Source organism: Enterococcus sp. DIV0176 (assembly GCF_050528535.1).
In the GTDB taxonomy this organism is placed as follows: Bacteria; Bacillota; Bacilli; order Lactobacillales; family Enterococcaceae; genus Enterococcus_B; species Enterococcus_B thailandicus.
In genome coordinates this window covers 2,417,811-2,433,391 of sequence record NZ_CP172879.1, presented here as the reverse complement: position 1 = coordinate 2,433,391, position 15,581 = coordinate 2,417,811, and the positions used below count along the sequence as shown (strand labels likewise).

6 protein-coding genes, 2 rRNA genes and 1 pseudogene are annotated in these 15,581 nt (G+C 41.1%); 8 read left to right on the top strand and 1 reads right to left on the bottom strand.

What is annotated here, in order from left to right:
• Window positions 1-11 precede the first annotated feature (11 nt).
• Genes IGJ66_RS11230 through IGJ66_RS11220 form a run of 3 tightly spaced genes read left to right on the top strand, consistent with a single transcriptional unit; the run spans window position 12 to window position 4,863 of the window.
• Complete coding sequence (locus IGJ66_RS11230; RefSeq protein ID WP_430616627.1) at window positions 12-1,301, top strand: glycoside hydrolase family 125 protein; 1,290 nt, start codon at window positions 12-14, stop codon at window positions 1,299-1,301.
• 10 nt (window positions 1,302-1,311) lie between these two features.
• Complete coding sequence (locus tag IGJ66_RS11225) at window positions 1,312-3,999, top strand: alpha-mannosidase (protein ID WP_430616626.1); 2,688 nt, start codon at window positions 1,312-1,314, stop codon at window positions 3,997-3,999.
• A complete protein-coding gene (locus IGJ66_RS11220; protein ID WP_067481660.1) occupies window positions 4,000-4,863 on the top strand; it encodes an ROK family protein in 864 nt (287 codons plus the stop codon).
• A gap of 201 nt (window positions 4,864-5,064) precedes the next feature.
• On the opposite strand, the gene IGJ66_RS11215 is transcribed toward IGJ66_RS11220, so the two are convergent.
• Complete coding sequence (locus IGJ66_RS11215) at window positions 5,065-5,919, bottom strand: RluA family pseudouridine synthase (protein ID WP_071869322.1); 855 nt, start codon at window positions 5,917-5,919, stop codon at window positions 5,065-5,067.
• Window positions 5,920-6,115: 196 nt separating this feature from the next.
• Between IGJ66_RS11215 and IGJ66_RS11210 the strand changes: the two genes are divergently transcribed.
• From IGJ66_RS11210 to IGJ66_RS11190, 5 genes and pseudogenes are all read left to right on the top strand, one after another.
• Window positions 6,116-8,287, top strand: a complete 2,172-nt coding sequence (locus IGJ66_RS11210; protein ID WP_430616625.1) for a PBP1A family penicillin-binding protein — start codon at window positions 6,116-6,118, stop codon at window positions 8,285-8,287.
• Between the two features lie 65 nt (window positions 8,288-8,352).
• Window positions 8,353-8,694 carry a YlbF family regulator gene (locus IGJ66_RS11205; RefSeq protein WP_067481657.1) on the top strand — a complete coding sequence of 114 codons (342 nt, stop codon included), beginning with the start codon at window positions 8,353-8,355 and terminating at the stop codon, window positions 8,692-8,694.
• A 194-nt stretch (window positions 8,695-8,888) separates the two neighbouring features.
• Window positions 8,889-10,295: pseudogene (locus IGJ66_RS11200) on the top strand (MFS transporter).
• A 513-nt stretch (window positions 10,296-10,808) separates the two neighbouring features.
• Window positions 10,809-12,369, top strand: a 16S ribosomal RNA gene (locus IGJ66_RS11195).
• Between the two features lie 229 nt (window positions 12,370-12,598).
• Window positions 12,599-15,512: ribosomal RNA gene (locus IGJ66_RS11190) — 23S ribosomal RNA — on the top strand.
• The 16S and 23S rRNA genes sit together here, the layout of an rRNA operon.
• Window positions 15,513-15,581 lie beyond the last annotated feature (69 nt).

The window sequence follows — 15,581 nt, the reverse complement described above, 5'->3', positions numbered from 1 at the left end:
GATATTGAGAGATGCCATATAAAGATATACCAAAATCAGTTGAAGAATTCATGGGGAAAATTGAACAGAAATGTGGAAGTGAGCATGCAGATTGGGCTAAAAATTTTTCTACTGCGTTTGCTAATACATTGTTAACCACAGTAAAGCGACATTCTGATGGAACAACTTTCTTGCTAACCGGTGATATACCGGCTATGTGGTTAAGAGATTCCACTGCACAAGTACGCCCTTACTTAGTGATTGCCAAAGAAGATAAAGACTTAGCAGCAATGATTAGTGGGTTGGTAAAGAAACAATTCTTTTATATCAACATTGATCCGTATGCGAATGCGTTTAATGAAGAAGCGAACGGGGCGGGACATCAGAGTGACCATACTGAAATGAATGATTGGATTTGGGAAAGAAAATATGAGATTGACTCATTATGTTATCCTGTTCAACTTGCCTATCTTTTATATAAAAATACGGGGCAAACAGATCAGTTTGATGATTCATTTGTTTCAGGAATCGAAAAAATTCTAAATGTTTTTCAAACAGAACAAGACCATACTAAGTCACCTTATCGATTTGAACGTGATACTACTCGTCTGGAAGACACGCTTGTTAATGATGGGAAAGGTGCAAAAGTGGTACCTACAGGAATGACCTGGTCAGGTTTTCGACCAAGTGATGATACTTGCCAATATGGGTATTTAGTCCCATCGAACATGTTTGCTGTAGTCGTTTTAGGATATATTGAAGAAATTTTTCAAACAGTGTTATCAAATAATCAAATCGTAGCAAAAGCTACCACATTGCGAGAAGAGATTCAACGAGGGATCGAAGTGCATGGTAAAACTAAAAATCAAGCAAAAGAGACTATTTTCGCATACGAAGTGGATGGTCAAGGAAATACCTCAATCATGGATGACAGCAATGTACCAAACCTAATGGCTGCTCCTTACCTAGGCTATTGTTCTTCGAAAGATGAGACGTATTTACAAACAAGAAAAACGTTGCTTAGCCCAGAAAATCCTTATTTTTATGAAGGAAAGTATGCAAAAGGAATCGGCTCTTCTCATACGCCTGAAAATTATGTTTGGCCAATTGCTTTAGCAATGGAAGGCATGACCACTGATGATCGAAAAGAAAAAGAGCGAATTTTAGATTTATTAGTAGCTACAGATGCTGGAACAAACTTGATGCACGAAGGTTTTGATGTGGATAACCCTAACAATTACACAAGAGAATGGTTTTCTTGGGCAAATATGATGTTTTGTGAATTAGTAATGGATTACTTTGATATTCGAGTAGAAAAATAGGAGCGATTAGATGAAAAAGAAAGTATATATTATTTCCCACAGTCACTGGGATCGAGAATGGTACATGGCTTATGAACAACACCATATGCGTCTAGTTGAATTAATGGATGATTTATTAGAACTTTTTGAGAATGACCCTGAATTCAATAGTTTTCACTTAGATGGACAAACAATTATTTTAGATGATTATTTACAAGTAAGACCGGAGAAAAGAGCGTTAGTTCAACAAGCGATTGATGCGGGTAAGCTACGTATTGGACCATTTTATATTTTGCAAGATGATTTTTTGATTAGCTCAGAATCCAACGTTCGTAATATGTTGATTGGGTTCGAAGAAACGCAAAAATGGGGTGTTCCAGTAATGCTTGGCTACTTCCCAGATACATTTGGAAATATGGGGCAAACACCTCAAATGATGAAGCAAGTTGGGATTGAAGCAGCAGCATTTGGCCGCGGAGTAAAACCGATTGGCTTTGATAATCAGGTGCTTGAGGCAGAAAATTATTCCTCCCAATATTCTGAAATGAAATGGAAAGGGCCTGATAACTCAGAAATTTTTGGTTTATTATTTGCTAATTGGTATAGTAATGGAAATGAAATACCAGCTGAAGAACAAGAAGCCAAGGCATTTTGGGATCAAAAATTAGCTGATGCAGAACAATATGCTTCAACTGAACATTTATTAATGATGAATGGTGTCGATCATCAGCCTGTTCAAAAAGATATATCAAAGGCGATTGCATTAGCAAATCGTTTATATCCAGATTACGAATTTATTCATTCTAATTTTACCGACTATTTAGCAGCAGTAACAAATGATTTACCTGAAGATTTGGGGACCGTAGAAGGCGAATTAACGAGTCAAGAAACAGATGGCTGGTATACTTTGGCAAATACTGCATCTGCGCGCGTGTATTTAAAACAATGGAATACGAAAGTTCAAAGACAATTAGAAAATATTGCTGAGCCGTTAGCGACAATGGCATATGAAGTTTCGGGAAGCTATCCTCATGATCAATTAGATTATGCTTGGAAAACATTAATGCAAAATCACCCACATGATAGTATTTGTGGTTGTTCAGTGGATTCTGTTCATCGAGAAATGATTACACGATTCGAAAAAGCAGACGAAGTTGGGAAATTTGTAGCAGAAGAAGCAATGAGGCAGTTGTCGCAAGTTATTGATACAAGCGAATTCTCAGAGGATACGTATCCTTTTGTTGTAATCAATACAGCTGGAACAGCGAAAACTGGTGAAGCTGTGATTGAAGTCGAGTTGGAACGTAAAAAGTTTGCTGAAGGATTACCAGAGACATTGTTTAAAGAATTGGAAGATGCGCCTGTTAAGAGCTATCATGTTGAGAATGCACAAGGAGAAATCATTCCCGCAATTGTATCTGAAGCAACTGTTCGTTTTGACTATGACTTACCGAAAGATCGGTTCCGGATACCTTATATGGAAAAAGTAGTGACTGTAACTATTCCGCTAGAAGAAATGGCTGCTTTTTCATGGGAGACATTTACATTAGCTGAAGGAGAAGCCCCAATCGCTATTACTGATTCGATGGTCAGTGACCAAGGACGAGTAATCGAAAATGAATTGCTCAAAATCAAAATTGAAGAGAATGGTTCATTAACGGTGTTGGACAAAAAAATGGATCGTCAATTTGAGGATATGCTTGTTTTTGAAGATACGGGTGATGTTGGAAATGAGTATATCTATAAACAACCAAGTGACACAGCCCCAATTCTTTCAAACCAACAAGGGGATTCTCGAGTAGAAATTTTGGTTGATACACCAGAGATTGCTCAAATCCAACTCATTCAGACCATGATGATTCCAGTTTCTGCCGATGAACTTCTAGAAAGGGAACAACAAATGGTAGTTGAATTCCGTTATCGTAAAGCGAAACGAGCAAAAGAATTAAAACCATTATTAATAGAAACAAAAATTACTTTAAGGAAAAATAGTCGGAAAATCGACTTTGAAACGACGATTGACAATCAAATGAAAGACCATCGCTTACGCGCGCTATTTCCAACGAAGTTACATGTGGAACACCATGAAGCAGATAGTATATTTGAAGTCGTTACGCGACCAAATAAAGTTTCCGCAAGCTGGGAAAATCCAACGAATCCGCAACATCAACATGCATTTGTTAATCTTCATGATGAAAATTATGGTGTCACAATTGGAAACTATGGCTTAAATGAATACGAAATTGTAGATGCAGGTCAAATTGCATTGACCTTATTGCGTTGTGTTGGTGAGTTAGGGGACTGGGGATATTTCCCAACTCCCGAGGCACAGTGTTTAGGACAACAACACTTCCAGTATAGTATGGAAATTCATGAACCAAATGAAAAATTTGCATCTTATCAACACGCGTATGCTGCGCAAGTTCCATTTACGACGCAACAATTAGCTAATCAACAAGGTGAATTAAGCAGCAAAAACAATTATTTAGAAGTGGATGCTAAAACGTTTGCAATTACTGCTTTGAAGCGAAGCAAGTTTAATGATAAAGTAGTACTGAGAGGATTCAATCTGTCAGGAAACGAAGAAAAAATGGTTGTTCAAAAACCAGGGACAACTAATAGATTGTTGAATCTTTTAGAAAAAGACAGTAAGCAAACGATTGAGCCGACATTGATGCCTTATGAAATTCGGACAATCGGATTCGAGGAGGAAAAGTAAATGTACGGCGGAATAGAAGCAGGTGGCACAAAGTTTGTTTGTGCGGTGGCGAATGATCAACATGAAATTATGGAGAAAGTAAGTATTCCTACAACGACTCCAATAGAAACGTTGCAACAGGTGTTTGCTTTTTTTGACAAGTTTGACTTATCTGCTATGGGGATTGGGTCTTTTGGCCCGATTGGCATTGACCAAACAAAAGATAACTATGGATATGTTTTAGCAACACCTAAAAAAGGTTGGGCTGATTTTGACTTTTTAGGGAGTGTTAAAGCACGTTATCAAATTCCAATTGCGTGGACAACGGATGTTAATGCTGCTGCCTATGGCGAATTGAAGAAAGGTGCAGCACAAGGAAAGAATAGCTGTATCTATCTAACCGTTGGTACTGGGATTGGCGCAGGTGTTGTTTTGAATCAAGATATCTTTTCGGGGATTGCTCATCCGGAAATGGGTCATATCTGGGTGAAACGTCATCCAGATGATACTTACGCTGGTACTTGTCCTTATCATGGGGACTGTTTGGAAGGATTGGCGGCTGGTCCTTCATTAGAAGCAAGAACCGGAATCAAAGGTCAAGATTTACCGGTAGACCATCCTGTGTGGGATATCCAAGCATTCTATATTGCACAAGCTTTAATCAACTATACATTAACTTTAGCACCAGAAAAAATTATCCTTGGTGGTGGCGTAATGAACCAAGATCATTTACTACAAAAAATTCGTCAACAATTTGTTGAATTAATGGCAGGATATATGGAAGTTCCAGAAGCTAGTGAATATATTGTTCGCTGGGGCTTGCCGAATGAAAGTGGGATTATTGGTAGTTTATTATTAGCCGAAAAAGAGTATCGACAAAAATAAAATTTCAAAAAAGTGGTTTAAATAAGAGCAGTCAACTCTGATAGATAAGAAGGATAATCTGAAAATAGCTTTATCTGTTTTTGAGATTATTCTACTCATTTTTGAGAGATTTACTTTCGAAAAGCCATTTATTCGTAAAAAAGTGTCTGGAGCATAATCATTTTGATTAATGTCCCAGACACTTTTTTATTTTCTTGAGGCCTACCATAGTCCAGGAGTTGCTCTAGCGATAATCGTTTCTTGTGTGAATGGATGTGTCAAATGAAGTTCAATTGCGTGAAGCATCATTCGTTGCGCTGGCCGTGACTGATAAAGTGGATCGCCTACAATTGGATGACCTAGGCTTTCGAGGTGAACCCGAATTTGATGTGTCCTCCCAGTAGCTAAAACACAATAAATTTGTGTTTGTGTCGGTAGATTTTTTGCAACGGTTACGCGGGTTGTTGCTGTTTTCCCGTTACGTTCATCAATGACTTGTTTTCGTCGGTTGTGTCGATCGCGTCCAATTTTCTTGGTGATGGTGATATCTTTGGTTAACTTTCCCCAAACGATAGCTTGGTAGCGTCGATAAATCTTCTTTTGTTCGACTAATTGGCTTAAAATAGGCAGAATAAATGGGTTTTTAGCGAATAAAATAGCGCCACTGGTTTCTTGATCTAAGCGATGTACAACATATGGTTTTTCATCTTTCGGAGCTAGATAAGCAGCTAAATCATTTAATAAGGTTCCAGTTTCTTTTGCGTTATTGGGATGGGTTTTTAGACCAGCTGGTTTATTTACAATCACTAATTGATCGTCTTCATAGAGCGTGTGTATTTTTTGAGGATCACCAAAGATGATTTCTTGATGACTGTAGTCACCTTCTTCAAAATGCAAAGTAATTGTGTCGCCACCGCGGATTTCTGAATGAAAAGGAGCGGGCTGCGCATTTACCCAAACATTTCTTCGGGTACGCAAAAAATGACGAACTTTTTTTGGTACTAGCCATTCTCGCTCTAATAATTCTTGGATAGTTGTTGCTGAGTGATCAGCGGGTAATGTAATTGTGATTTCCATAAAGGAGCTCCTTTCGTCGAAGTCAGTTTTATTTTACCATTTTTAAAATATATTTAAGAAAAAGATTAAATCAATCAGCTACTTATTATGCTAAACTACCGTCATTAACTACAAAACTTACATCTTAAGCAGGAAGAAAGGCGCAGTTAGTTGTGGTAAACTGACCGTGTGAATAAAAAGATAGGAGAACATGCAAATGGATTTTCAACGCGTTTTGGAAAAAATAAAAGCTTCTTTGATTAGCTTTTGGCGCTGGAGTAAGCCATATTTGAGCCGATTTCATAAATGGCGAAGGCGAATTTGGAAAAAATATCATATCAATAAAGTTATTCTTTTGTTGGGACTGATTTTTATTTTGGTAACGAGTGTTTATTTGTTTATTTTAGCAAAACAAGCAAATGTGGAGACTTTAAAATCAGGATTAAGCCAATCTACTGTTATTTATGATAAAGATAATGAAGAAGCAGGTACACTTTATGCTCAAAAAGGGACTTACGTAGAACTAGATGCAATTTCTCCGTATATTCAAGATGCAGTTATTTCTACGGAAGATCGAAATTTTTATAATCATCATGGATTTGATGTGAAGGGGATTGCTCGAGCAGCAGTTCGTATGCTTACTTCAGGGAGTACCGCTGGTGGTGGAGGGAGTACGATTACGCAACAATTGGCAAAAAATGCGTATTTAACACTCGATCAAACCTTTGATAGAAAAGCAAAAGAGCTGTTTCTAGCGATAGAAATAGAAAAGAAATACAGTAAAGAAGAAATTTTAACTATGTATTTGAATAACGCTTATTTTGGTAATGGTGTTTGGGGTGTTCAAGATGCTGCAAGGAGATATTTTGGTGTCAATGCGAGTGACGTAACATTGTCAGAGGCGGCAACAATTGCGGGTATGCTTAAAGGACCAGGTATTTATAATCCAATTGATAACCCAGAAAATGCTAATAATCGAAAAAATACTGTGTTGAGTGTGATGAAAGAAAACGAAAAAATCACAGCAGAACAAGCCAGTGCGGAGAGCCAAACGAACATTACGGATTATTTAAATGACACGTATACGGATTCGGAATCAGGTTATCGCTATCCTTATTATTTTGATGCGGTAATTGATGAGGCTGTGGAAGCATATGGACTGGATGAATCAGATGTAATGAACAAGGGGTATAAAATATATACTGCGTTAGATCAAAATTATCAAAAGCAGTTAGAAGCGACTTATCAAAATGGACAGCTATTTCCGGCAGATGCTTCGGACGGGGCAATGGTTCAATCTGCGTCTGTTGCATTGAATCCGAAAAATGGTGGTGTACAAGCCTTGGTGGGGCGGCGTGGAGAACACGTCTTCCGTGGATTTAATTTTGCAACACAAATGAAAAGGTCGCCAGGTTCGACAATTAAACCATTGAGCGTGTACTCAGCTGCTTTAGAGTCTGGCTACTTACCTTCTAGTACTTTGCAAGACGCACCACAAAGTTACTATGCTGCTCAAAATTATGATGGTACGTATCAAGGTGAAGTACCAATGTATCAAGCAGTAGCTCAAAGCTTGAACTTGCCAGCTGTTTGGTTACTCCATGAGATTGGTCTTCAAAAAGGGTATGATAAAGCAGAAGAATTCGGGTTAAGCTTATCAAAATCCGATAAATACTATGGTTTAGCATTAGGTGGCTTAGAAAAAGGTGTATCACCGTTAACGATGGCCGGAGCCTATAGTGCTTTTGCGAATGATGGGCAGATGTATTCGCCACATTTGATTACGAAAATCGTTGATTCTACAGGTGCAGTTATTGTAGATAATACGGACAAAAAACCTAAACAAGTGATTTCAAAAGAAACAGCAGAACAAATGACAAGTATGATGCTTGGCACATTTTCTAATGGAACAGCAGTTGCTGCAAATCCAGCTGGTTATACGGTTGCTGGTAAAACTGGTACTACGGAAACGAATTTTGATGCCACTAAAGCAAATGATCAATGGATTGTTGGCTATACACCAGACGTAGTTATTTCAACTTGGATGGGTTACGAAGAGTCCAGCGAATTGCACTACTTAGAAGGAACGAGTGGGAATGTTGTGGGCCGAGTCTTTAAGTCTGCTGCAGAAGGAATTCTTCCTTATACTTCAAATACAAGTTTTAGTGTCGCGGATGCGTATGCAACAGGCGGAGAGGTCGTCCCAGCAGATCAAGTGGACAATCCATCAGGAGCAGAGGACAATGCTGAAAAATGGAAAGAAAACTTAGATCAATATGGCGAGAAAGCAAAAGAAGGATTGAAGAACTTTGGTGACTTTGTAAAAGACGGCGTACAAGGAATTGGCGATGCAGCCAAAGATTTGTGGCGGAAATATCAAAGTGAGTAGTTCTTTGAAAACGGATAGCTGCATGTTACAATGAACTCAACTACTGAAAGAAAAGAGGCAATATTATGTCAAATATCTATGATAGCGCGAATCAAATCGAACGCGAAATTCGTGAACTTCCTGAATTCAAAGCTTTACAAGAAGCATACGGTAAAGTAAAAGAAAATAAAGAAGCGCATGAACTATTTAAAAACTTCCAAGCAATGCAAATTGAATTACAGGAAAAACAAATGCGTGGCGAAGAATTCTCTGATGAAGATGCAATGAAAGCACAAGAAATGGCTATGAAAATTCAATCAGAATCAGTTATCAATGATTTAATGGAAAAAGAACAAGGTTTTAGTACAATTATTAATGATTTAAATCGAATCATCATGACACCAGTACGTGACCTATATAGCGAATAATTAATAGTAAATAGAAAAGAGCAGGGCTGATTGCAGTCCTGCTCTTTTTTGCTTCTAGCTAAGTAGAATTCTTTCTCTAGTTTTTTATCAACCAACATAATGCAAGAAAATAACAATATTGTGAATATAAAAATAAAAAAATGGAGGGTATAATTTTGAAAACGATTACTAAAAAAGAAAAAGGAGTGATTGGAATGCTTTCACAACAAGCAGTTTCTAGAGGAGAAAATCAATAAGAAAACAAGTGCGTTTGGTTTGAAGGGACAAAATTGGTTACATGTTTGGTGATTTAGGGAATTGTTTTATTTTAGGATTGGTTAATAGCTTTTTGATGATTTATTACACAAATGTCCTTGGCGTTTCTGGAGCAATAGTAGGTACGCTTTTTCTAGTTTCAAGAATGTTAGATGCATTTGCGGATGTTTTCGTTGGACGGCTATGTGATATTTCTAAGGTAACAGAAGTTGAACGATCTATCCCGTGGATTCGCCGAATGAAGTATCCGTTTTGTACCGTAGCAGTTCTAATGTTTTTGCCTATTATTTAGCATTTACCAATGTCGGGCAAGATGATTTATATTTTTGTTTCATACATTGTTTATGGTATTTTTCTTTCAACAATTAATATTCCTTATGCGGCAATGGCGGCAGCAATCAGTTCAAATTCGGATGATCGGTCTTCGTTGTCGACTTTCAGAAGTATTGGATCAGCAATCGATGGATCAACTACGGGTTTCTTTACTCCAATATTAATGTATACGCAAAATAAAAATGGTCAACAGATTGTCTCAAGTGAACGCTTTTTCTGGATTACCATTGGCTGCGCGTCAATAGATTTTTTAGCATATATATTAACTTGCAAGCTATCCACAGAGAGAGTAAGAGTAGAAAAAAAGAAGAGATTCAGGCTGGCTAAAGGCTTAATTTCGAATCGTGCACTAGTAGTACTAGTTGTTGTGGATATTTTTATTGTGATCAATCAAAGTTTAGCTGGGACAAATATGACCTATTTATTTAATGATTACTTCCATAATAAAGAAGTAATGTCGATTGCTTTATTATTCAGGTATGGAACGGTCGTTGCATTGTCCCCTTTTGCAACGGCATTGACAAGAAGGTTCGGTAAGAAAGAAGCAAGCGTTGTCGCTCTAAAGTTTTCTTCTATTGTATTTATTGATGTACTTTTTACATATTACAAATGCATGGGTATACTTGTCCCTACTATTTATTGCGACATTGGGATCAGGATTATTCAATTTGATGGTGTGGGCTTTCATTACAGATGTAATTGATTACCATCAATACACAACGGGATTACGAGAAGACGGAACAGTTTACGGTGTCAATTCTTTTGGTAGAAAATTGGGACAAGCATGTGCAGGGGCAATTGATGGCTTTATGTTAACGATGATTGGATAGCAATCGTCTTCAGTAGGCGGAACAATTCAATCAGCTTTAGTGCAAGAACGTATTTATACGATTGCTAATTTATTGCCAGCAGTTTGTTTGCTATTGTCTGCGCTGATTTTACTTGTTGGTTATCCACTCAATAAGAAAGAAACGATTAAAATGGGTGAAAAATTAAAACAAATCAATCGTTAAGTTGTGAATGGATAGAATTTAAAATTAGGTCAAACAAAATGTAAAATTTTGCTTGACCATTCTTTTTTTTAATGATAGAGTAAATGAGTTGTTGAAAAACAACTAGAAGTTAAAAAATAATTTCAAAAAGTTGTTGACGTGTGAATTATCACATGATAAGATAACTAAGTCGTTTAAAAAGAACTGCTTATGAAGCTTGATTTCATCAAGAAAAACTTCAAAAAAGTTCTTGACAAATAACAAACGATGCGGTATGATAAATGAGTTGCCGAAAGATTTCTTAAACGAAATCAAAAAAACTTTTTTAAAAAAGAGTTGACATTCAAACGTCACTCTGATATGATATAAAAGTTGCTACGGCAATTCAAGTAGACCTTTGAAAACTGAACAAAGTAAGACAAACCAAATGTGTAGGGCGTCTTGATTCAATTCAAGACAACAAACATTTTTAAACAGCAAGCAATATGCTAGCAAACAAATTGAGCTTAACAATCGAAAGATTGTTCTAACTTTTATTATGAGAGTTTGATCCTGGCTCAGGACGAACGCTGGCGGCGTGCCTAATACATGCAAGTCGTACGCTTTTTCTTTCACCGGAGCTTGCTCCACCGAAAGAAAAGGAGTGGCGAACGGGTGAGTAACACGTGGGTAACCTGCCCATCAGAAGGGGATAACACTTGGAAACAGGTGCTAATACCGTATAACAATCGAAACCGCATGGTTTTGATTTGAAAGGCGCTTTCGGGTGTCGCTGATGGATGGACCCGCGGTGCATTAGCTAGTTGGTGAGGTAACGGCTCACCAAGGCCACGATGCATAGCCGACCTGAGAGGGTGATCGGCCACATTGGGACTGAGACACGGCCCAAACTCCTACGGGAGGCAGCAGTAGGGAATCTTCGGCAATGGACGAAAGTCTGACCGAGCAACGCCGCGTGAGTGAAGAAGGTTTTCGGATCGTAAAACTCTGTTGTTAGAGAAGAACAAGGATGAGAGTAACTGTTCATCCCTTGACGGTATCTAACCAGAAAGCCACGGCTAACTACGTGCCAGCAGCCGCGGTAATACGTAGGTGGCAAGCGTTGTCCGGATTTATTGGGCGTAAAGCGAGCGCAGGCGGTTTCTTAAGTCTGATGTGAAAGCCCCCGGCTCAACCGGGGAGGGTCATTGGAAACTGGGAGACTTGAGTGCAGAAGAGGAGAGTGGAATTCCATGTGTAGCGGTGAAATGCGTAGATATATGGAGGAACACCAGTGGCGAAGGCGACTCTCTGGTCTGTAACTGACGCTGAGGCTCGAAAGCGTGGGGAGCAAACAGGATTAGATACCCTGGTAGTCCACGCCGTAAACGATGAGTGCTAAGTGTTGGAGGGTTTCCGCCCTTCAGTGCTGCAGCTAACGCATTAAGCACTCCGCCTGGGGAGTACGACCGCAAGGTTGAAACTCAAAGGAATTGACGGGGGCCCGCACAAGCGGTGGAGCATGTGGTTTAATTCGAAGCAACGCGAAGAACCTTACCAGGTCTTGACATCCTTTGACCACTCTAGAGATAGAGCTTCCCCTTCGGGGGCAAAGTGACAGGTGGTGCATGGTTGTCGTCAGCTCGTGTCGTGAGATGTTGGGTTAAGTCCCGCAACGAGCGCAACCCTTATTGTTAGTTGCCATCATTTAGTTGGGCACTCTAGCAAGACTGCCGGTGACAAACCGGAGGAAGGTGGGGATGACGTCAAATCATCATGCCCCTTATGACCTGGGCTACACACGTGCTACAATGGGAAGTACAACGAGTCGCGAAGTCGCGAGGCTAAGCTAATCTCTTAAAGCTTCTCTCAGTTCGGATTGTAGGCTGCAACTCGCCTACATGAAGCCGGAATCGCTAGTAATCGCGGATCAGCACGCCGCGGTGAATACGTTCCCGGGCCTTGTACACACCGCCCGTCACACCACGAAAGTTTGTAACACCCGAAGTCGGTGAGGTAACCTTTTTGGAGCCAGCCGCCTAAGGTGGGATAGATGATTGGGGTGAAGTCGTAACAAGGTAGCCGTATCGGAAGGTGCGGCTGGATCACCTCCTTTCTAAGGAATATTACGGAGACTACACACGTTTGTCATCATTACTTTGTTCAGTTTTGAGAGGTTTACTCTCAAAACACTTTGTTCATTGAAAACTGGATATTTGAAGTAAGATCAAAACAAACCGAGAACACCGCGTTGAATGAGTTTTTTAATAAGTTCAATTGCTTATTTTTCTTGACTAGTTTCTATCGCTAGAAATGATGTCAAAACCCAACCGTAAGGTTGATAAGGTTAAGTGAATAAGGGCGCACGGTGGATGCCTTGGCACTAGGAGCCGATGAAGGACGGGACTAACACCGATATGCTTTGGGGAGCTGTACGTAAGCTATGATCCAGAGATTTCCGAATGGGGGAACCCAGCATCTTTTATAGGATGTTACAAATATGTGAATACATAGCATATTTGAGGTAGACGCAGAGAACTGAAACATCTAAGTACCTGCAGGAAGAGAAAGAAAATTCGATTCCCTGAGTAGCGGCGAGCGAAACGGGAAAAGCCCAAACCAACAAGCTTGCTTGTTGGGGTTGTAGGACTCCGATATGGTAGTTTTTTCAGATAATCGAATGACTTGGAAAAGTCAGTCAAAGAGGGTAAAAACCCCGTAGATGAAATTTGGAAGACACCTAGGAGGATCCTGAGTACGGCGGAACACGAGGAATTCCGTCGGAATCCGGGAGGACCATCTCCCAAGGCTAAATACTCCCTAGTGACCGATAGTGAACCAGTACCGTGAGGGAAAGGTGAAAAGCACCCCGGAAGGGGAGTGAAATAGAACCTGAAACCGTGTGCCTACAACAAGTCAAAGCCCGTTAATGGGTGATGGCGTGCCTTTTGTAGAATGAACCGGCGAGTTACGATTGCATGCGAGGTTAAGTCGAAGAGACGGAGCCGTAGCGAAAGCGAGTCTGAATAGGGCGTTTGAGTATGTAGTCGTAGACCCGAAACCATGTGATCTACCCATGTCCAGGTTGAAGGTGCGGTAAAACGCACTGGAGGACCGAACCCACGTACGTTGAAAAGTGCGGGGATGAGGTGTGGGTAGCGGAGAAATTCCAAACGAACTTGGAGATAGCTGGTTCTCTCCGAAATAGCTTTAGGGCTAGCCTCGGAATTGAGAATGATGGAGGTAGAGCACTGTTTGGACTAGGGGCCCATCTCGGGTTACCGAATTCAGATAAACTCCGAATGCCATTCATTCATATCCGGGAGTCAGACTGTGAGTGATAAGATCCATAGTCGAAAGGGAAACAGCCCAGACCACCAGCTAAGGTCCCAAAATATATGTTAAGTGGAAAAGGATGTGGGGTTGCACAGACAACTAGGATGTTGGCTCAGAAGCAGCCACCATTTAAAGAGTGCGTAATAGCTCACTAGTCGAGTGACCCTGCGCCGAAAATGTACCGGGGCTAAACATATTACCGAAGCTGTGGATAACACCTATGGTGTTATGGTAGGAGAGCGTTCTAAGGGCGTTGAAGGTAGATCGTGAGGACTGCTGGAGCGCTTAGAAGTGAGAATGCCGGTATGAGTAGCGAAAGACAGGTGAGAATCCTGTCCACCGAATGACTAAGGTTTCCTGGGGAAGGCTCGTCCGCCCAGGGTTAGTCGGGACCTAAGCCGAGGCCGAAAGGCGTAGGCGATGGATAACAGGTTGATATTCCTGTACCCGTTGTTTTTGTTTGAGCAATGGAGGGACGCAGGAGGCTAAGGAATGCAGACGATTGGAAATGTCTGTCCAAGCAGTAAGTCTTAGGTTGAGTCAAATGCTTAATCTTTTAAGGACAAGCTGTGATGGGGAGGGAAATAATAGTACCGAAGTTCCTGATGTCACACTGCCAAGAAAAGCTTCTAGTGAGAAAACAACGGCCCGTACCGCAAACCGACACAGGTAGTCGAGGAGAGAATCCTAAGGTGAGCGAGAGAACTCTCGTTAAGGAACTCGGCAAAATGACCCCGTAACTTCGGGAGAAGGGGTGCTGATCGTCAGATCAGCCGCAGTGAATAGGCCCAAGCGACTGTTTATCAAAAACACAGGTCTCTGCAAAATCGTAAGATGAAGTATAGGGGCTGACGCCTGCCCGGTGCTGGAAGGTTAAGAGGAGTGCTTAGCGTAAGCGAAGGTACGAATTGAAGCCCCAGTAAACGGCGGCCGTAACTATAACGGTCCTAAGGTAGCGAAATTCCTTGTCGGGTAAGTTCCGACCCGCACGAAAGGCGTAACGATTTGGGCACTGTCTCAACGAGAGACTCGGTGAAATTTTAGTACCTGTGAAGATGCAGGTTACCCGCGACAGGACGGAAAGACCCCATGGAGCTTTACTGTAGTTTGATATTGAGTGTCTGTACCGCATGTACAGGATAGGTAGGAGCCGTAGAAATCGGAACGCTAGTTTCGATGGAGGCGCTGGTGGGATACTACCCCTGCGTTATGGCCACTCTAACCCGCACCACTAATCGTGGTGGGAGACAGTGTCAGATGGGCAGTTTGACTGGGGCGGTCGCCTCCTAAAAGGTAACGGAGGCGCCCAAAGGTTCCCTCAGAATGGTTGGAAATCATTCGAAGAGTGTAAAGGCAGAAGGGAGCTTGACTGCGAGACCAACAAGTCGAGCAGGGACGAAAGTCGGGCTTAGTGATCCGGTGGTTCCGCATGGAAGGGCCATCGCTCAACGGATAAAAGCTACCCTGGGGATAACAGGCTTATCTCCCCCAAGAGTCCACATCGACGGGGAGGTTTGGCACCTCGATGTCGGCTCGTCGCATCCTGGGGCTGTAGTCGGTCCCAAGGGTTGGGCTGTTCGCCCATTAAAGCGGCACGCGAGCTGGGTTCAGAACGTCGTGAGACAGTTCGGTCCCTATCCGTCGCGGGCGTTGGAAATTTGAGAGGAGCTGTCCTTAGTACGAGAGGACCGGGATGGACTTACCGCTGGTGTACCAGTTGTTCTGCCAAGGGCATTGCTGGGTAGCTATGTAGGGAAGGGATAAACGCTGAAAGCATCTAAGTGTGAAGCCCACCTCAAGATGAGATTTCCCATTTCTTTAAGAAAGTAAGATCCCTGAGAGATGATCAGGTAGATAGGTCAGAAGTGGAAGTACAGTGATGTATGGAGCGGACTGATACTAATCGATCGAGGACTTAACCAAGAATGGTAAAAGAAAAAACTCGGTAGAGTTGAGATTACTTCAAATCCAGTTTTGAGTGAGCAAAAGCAA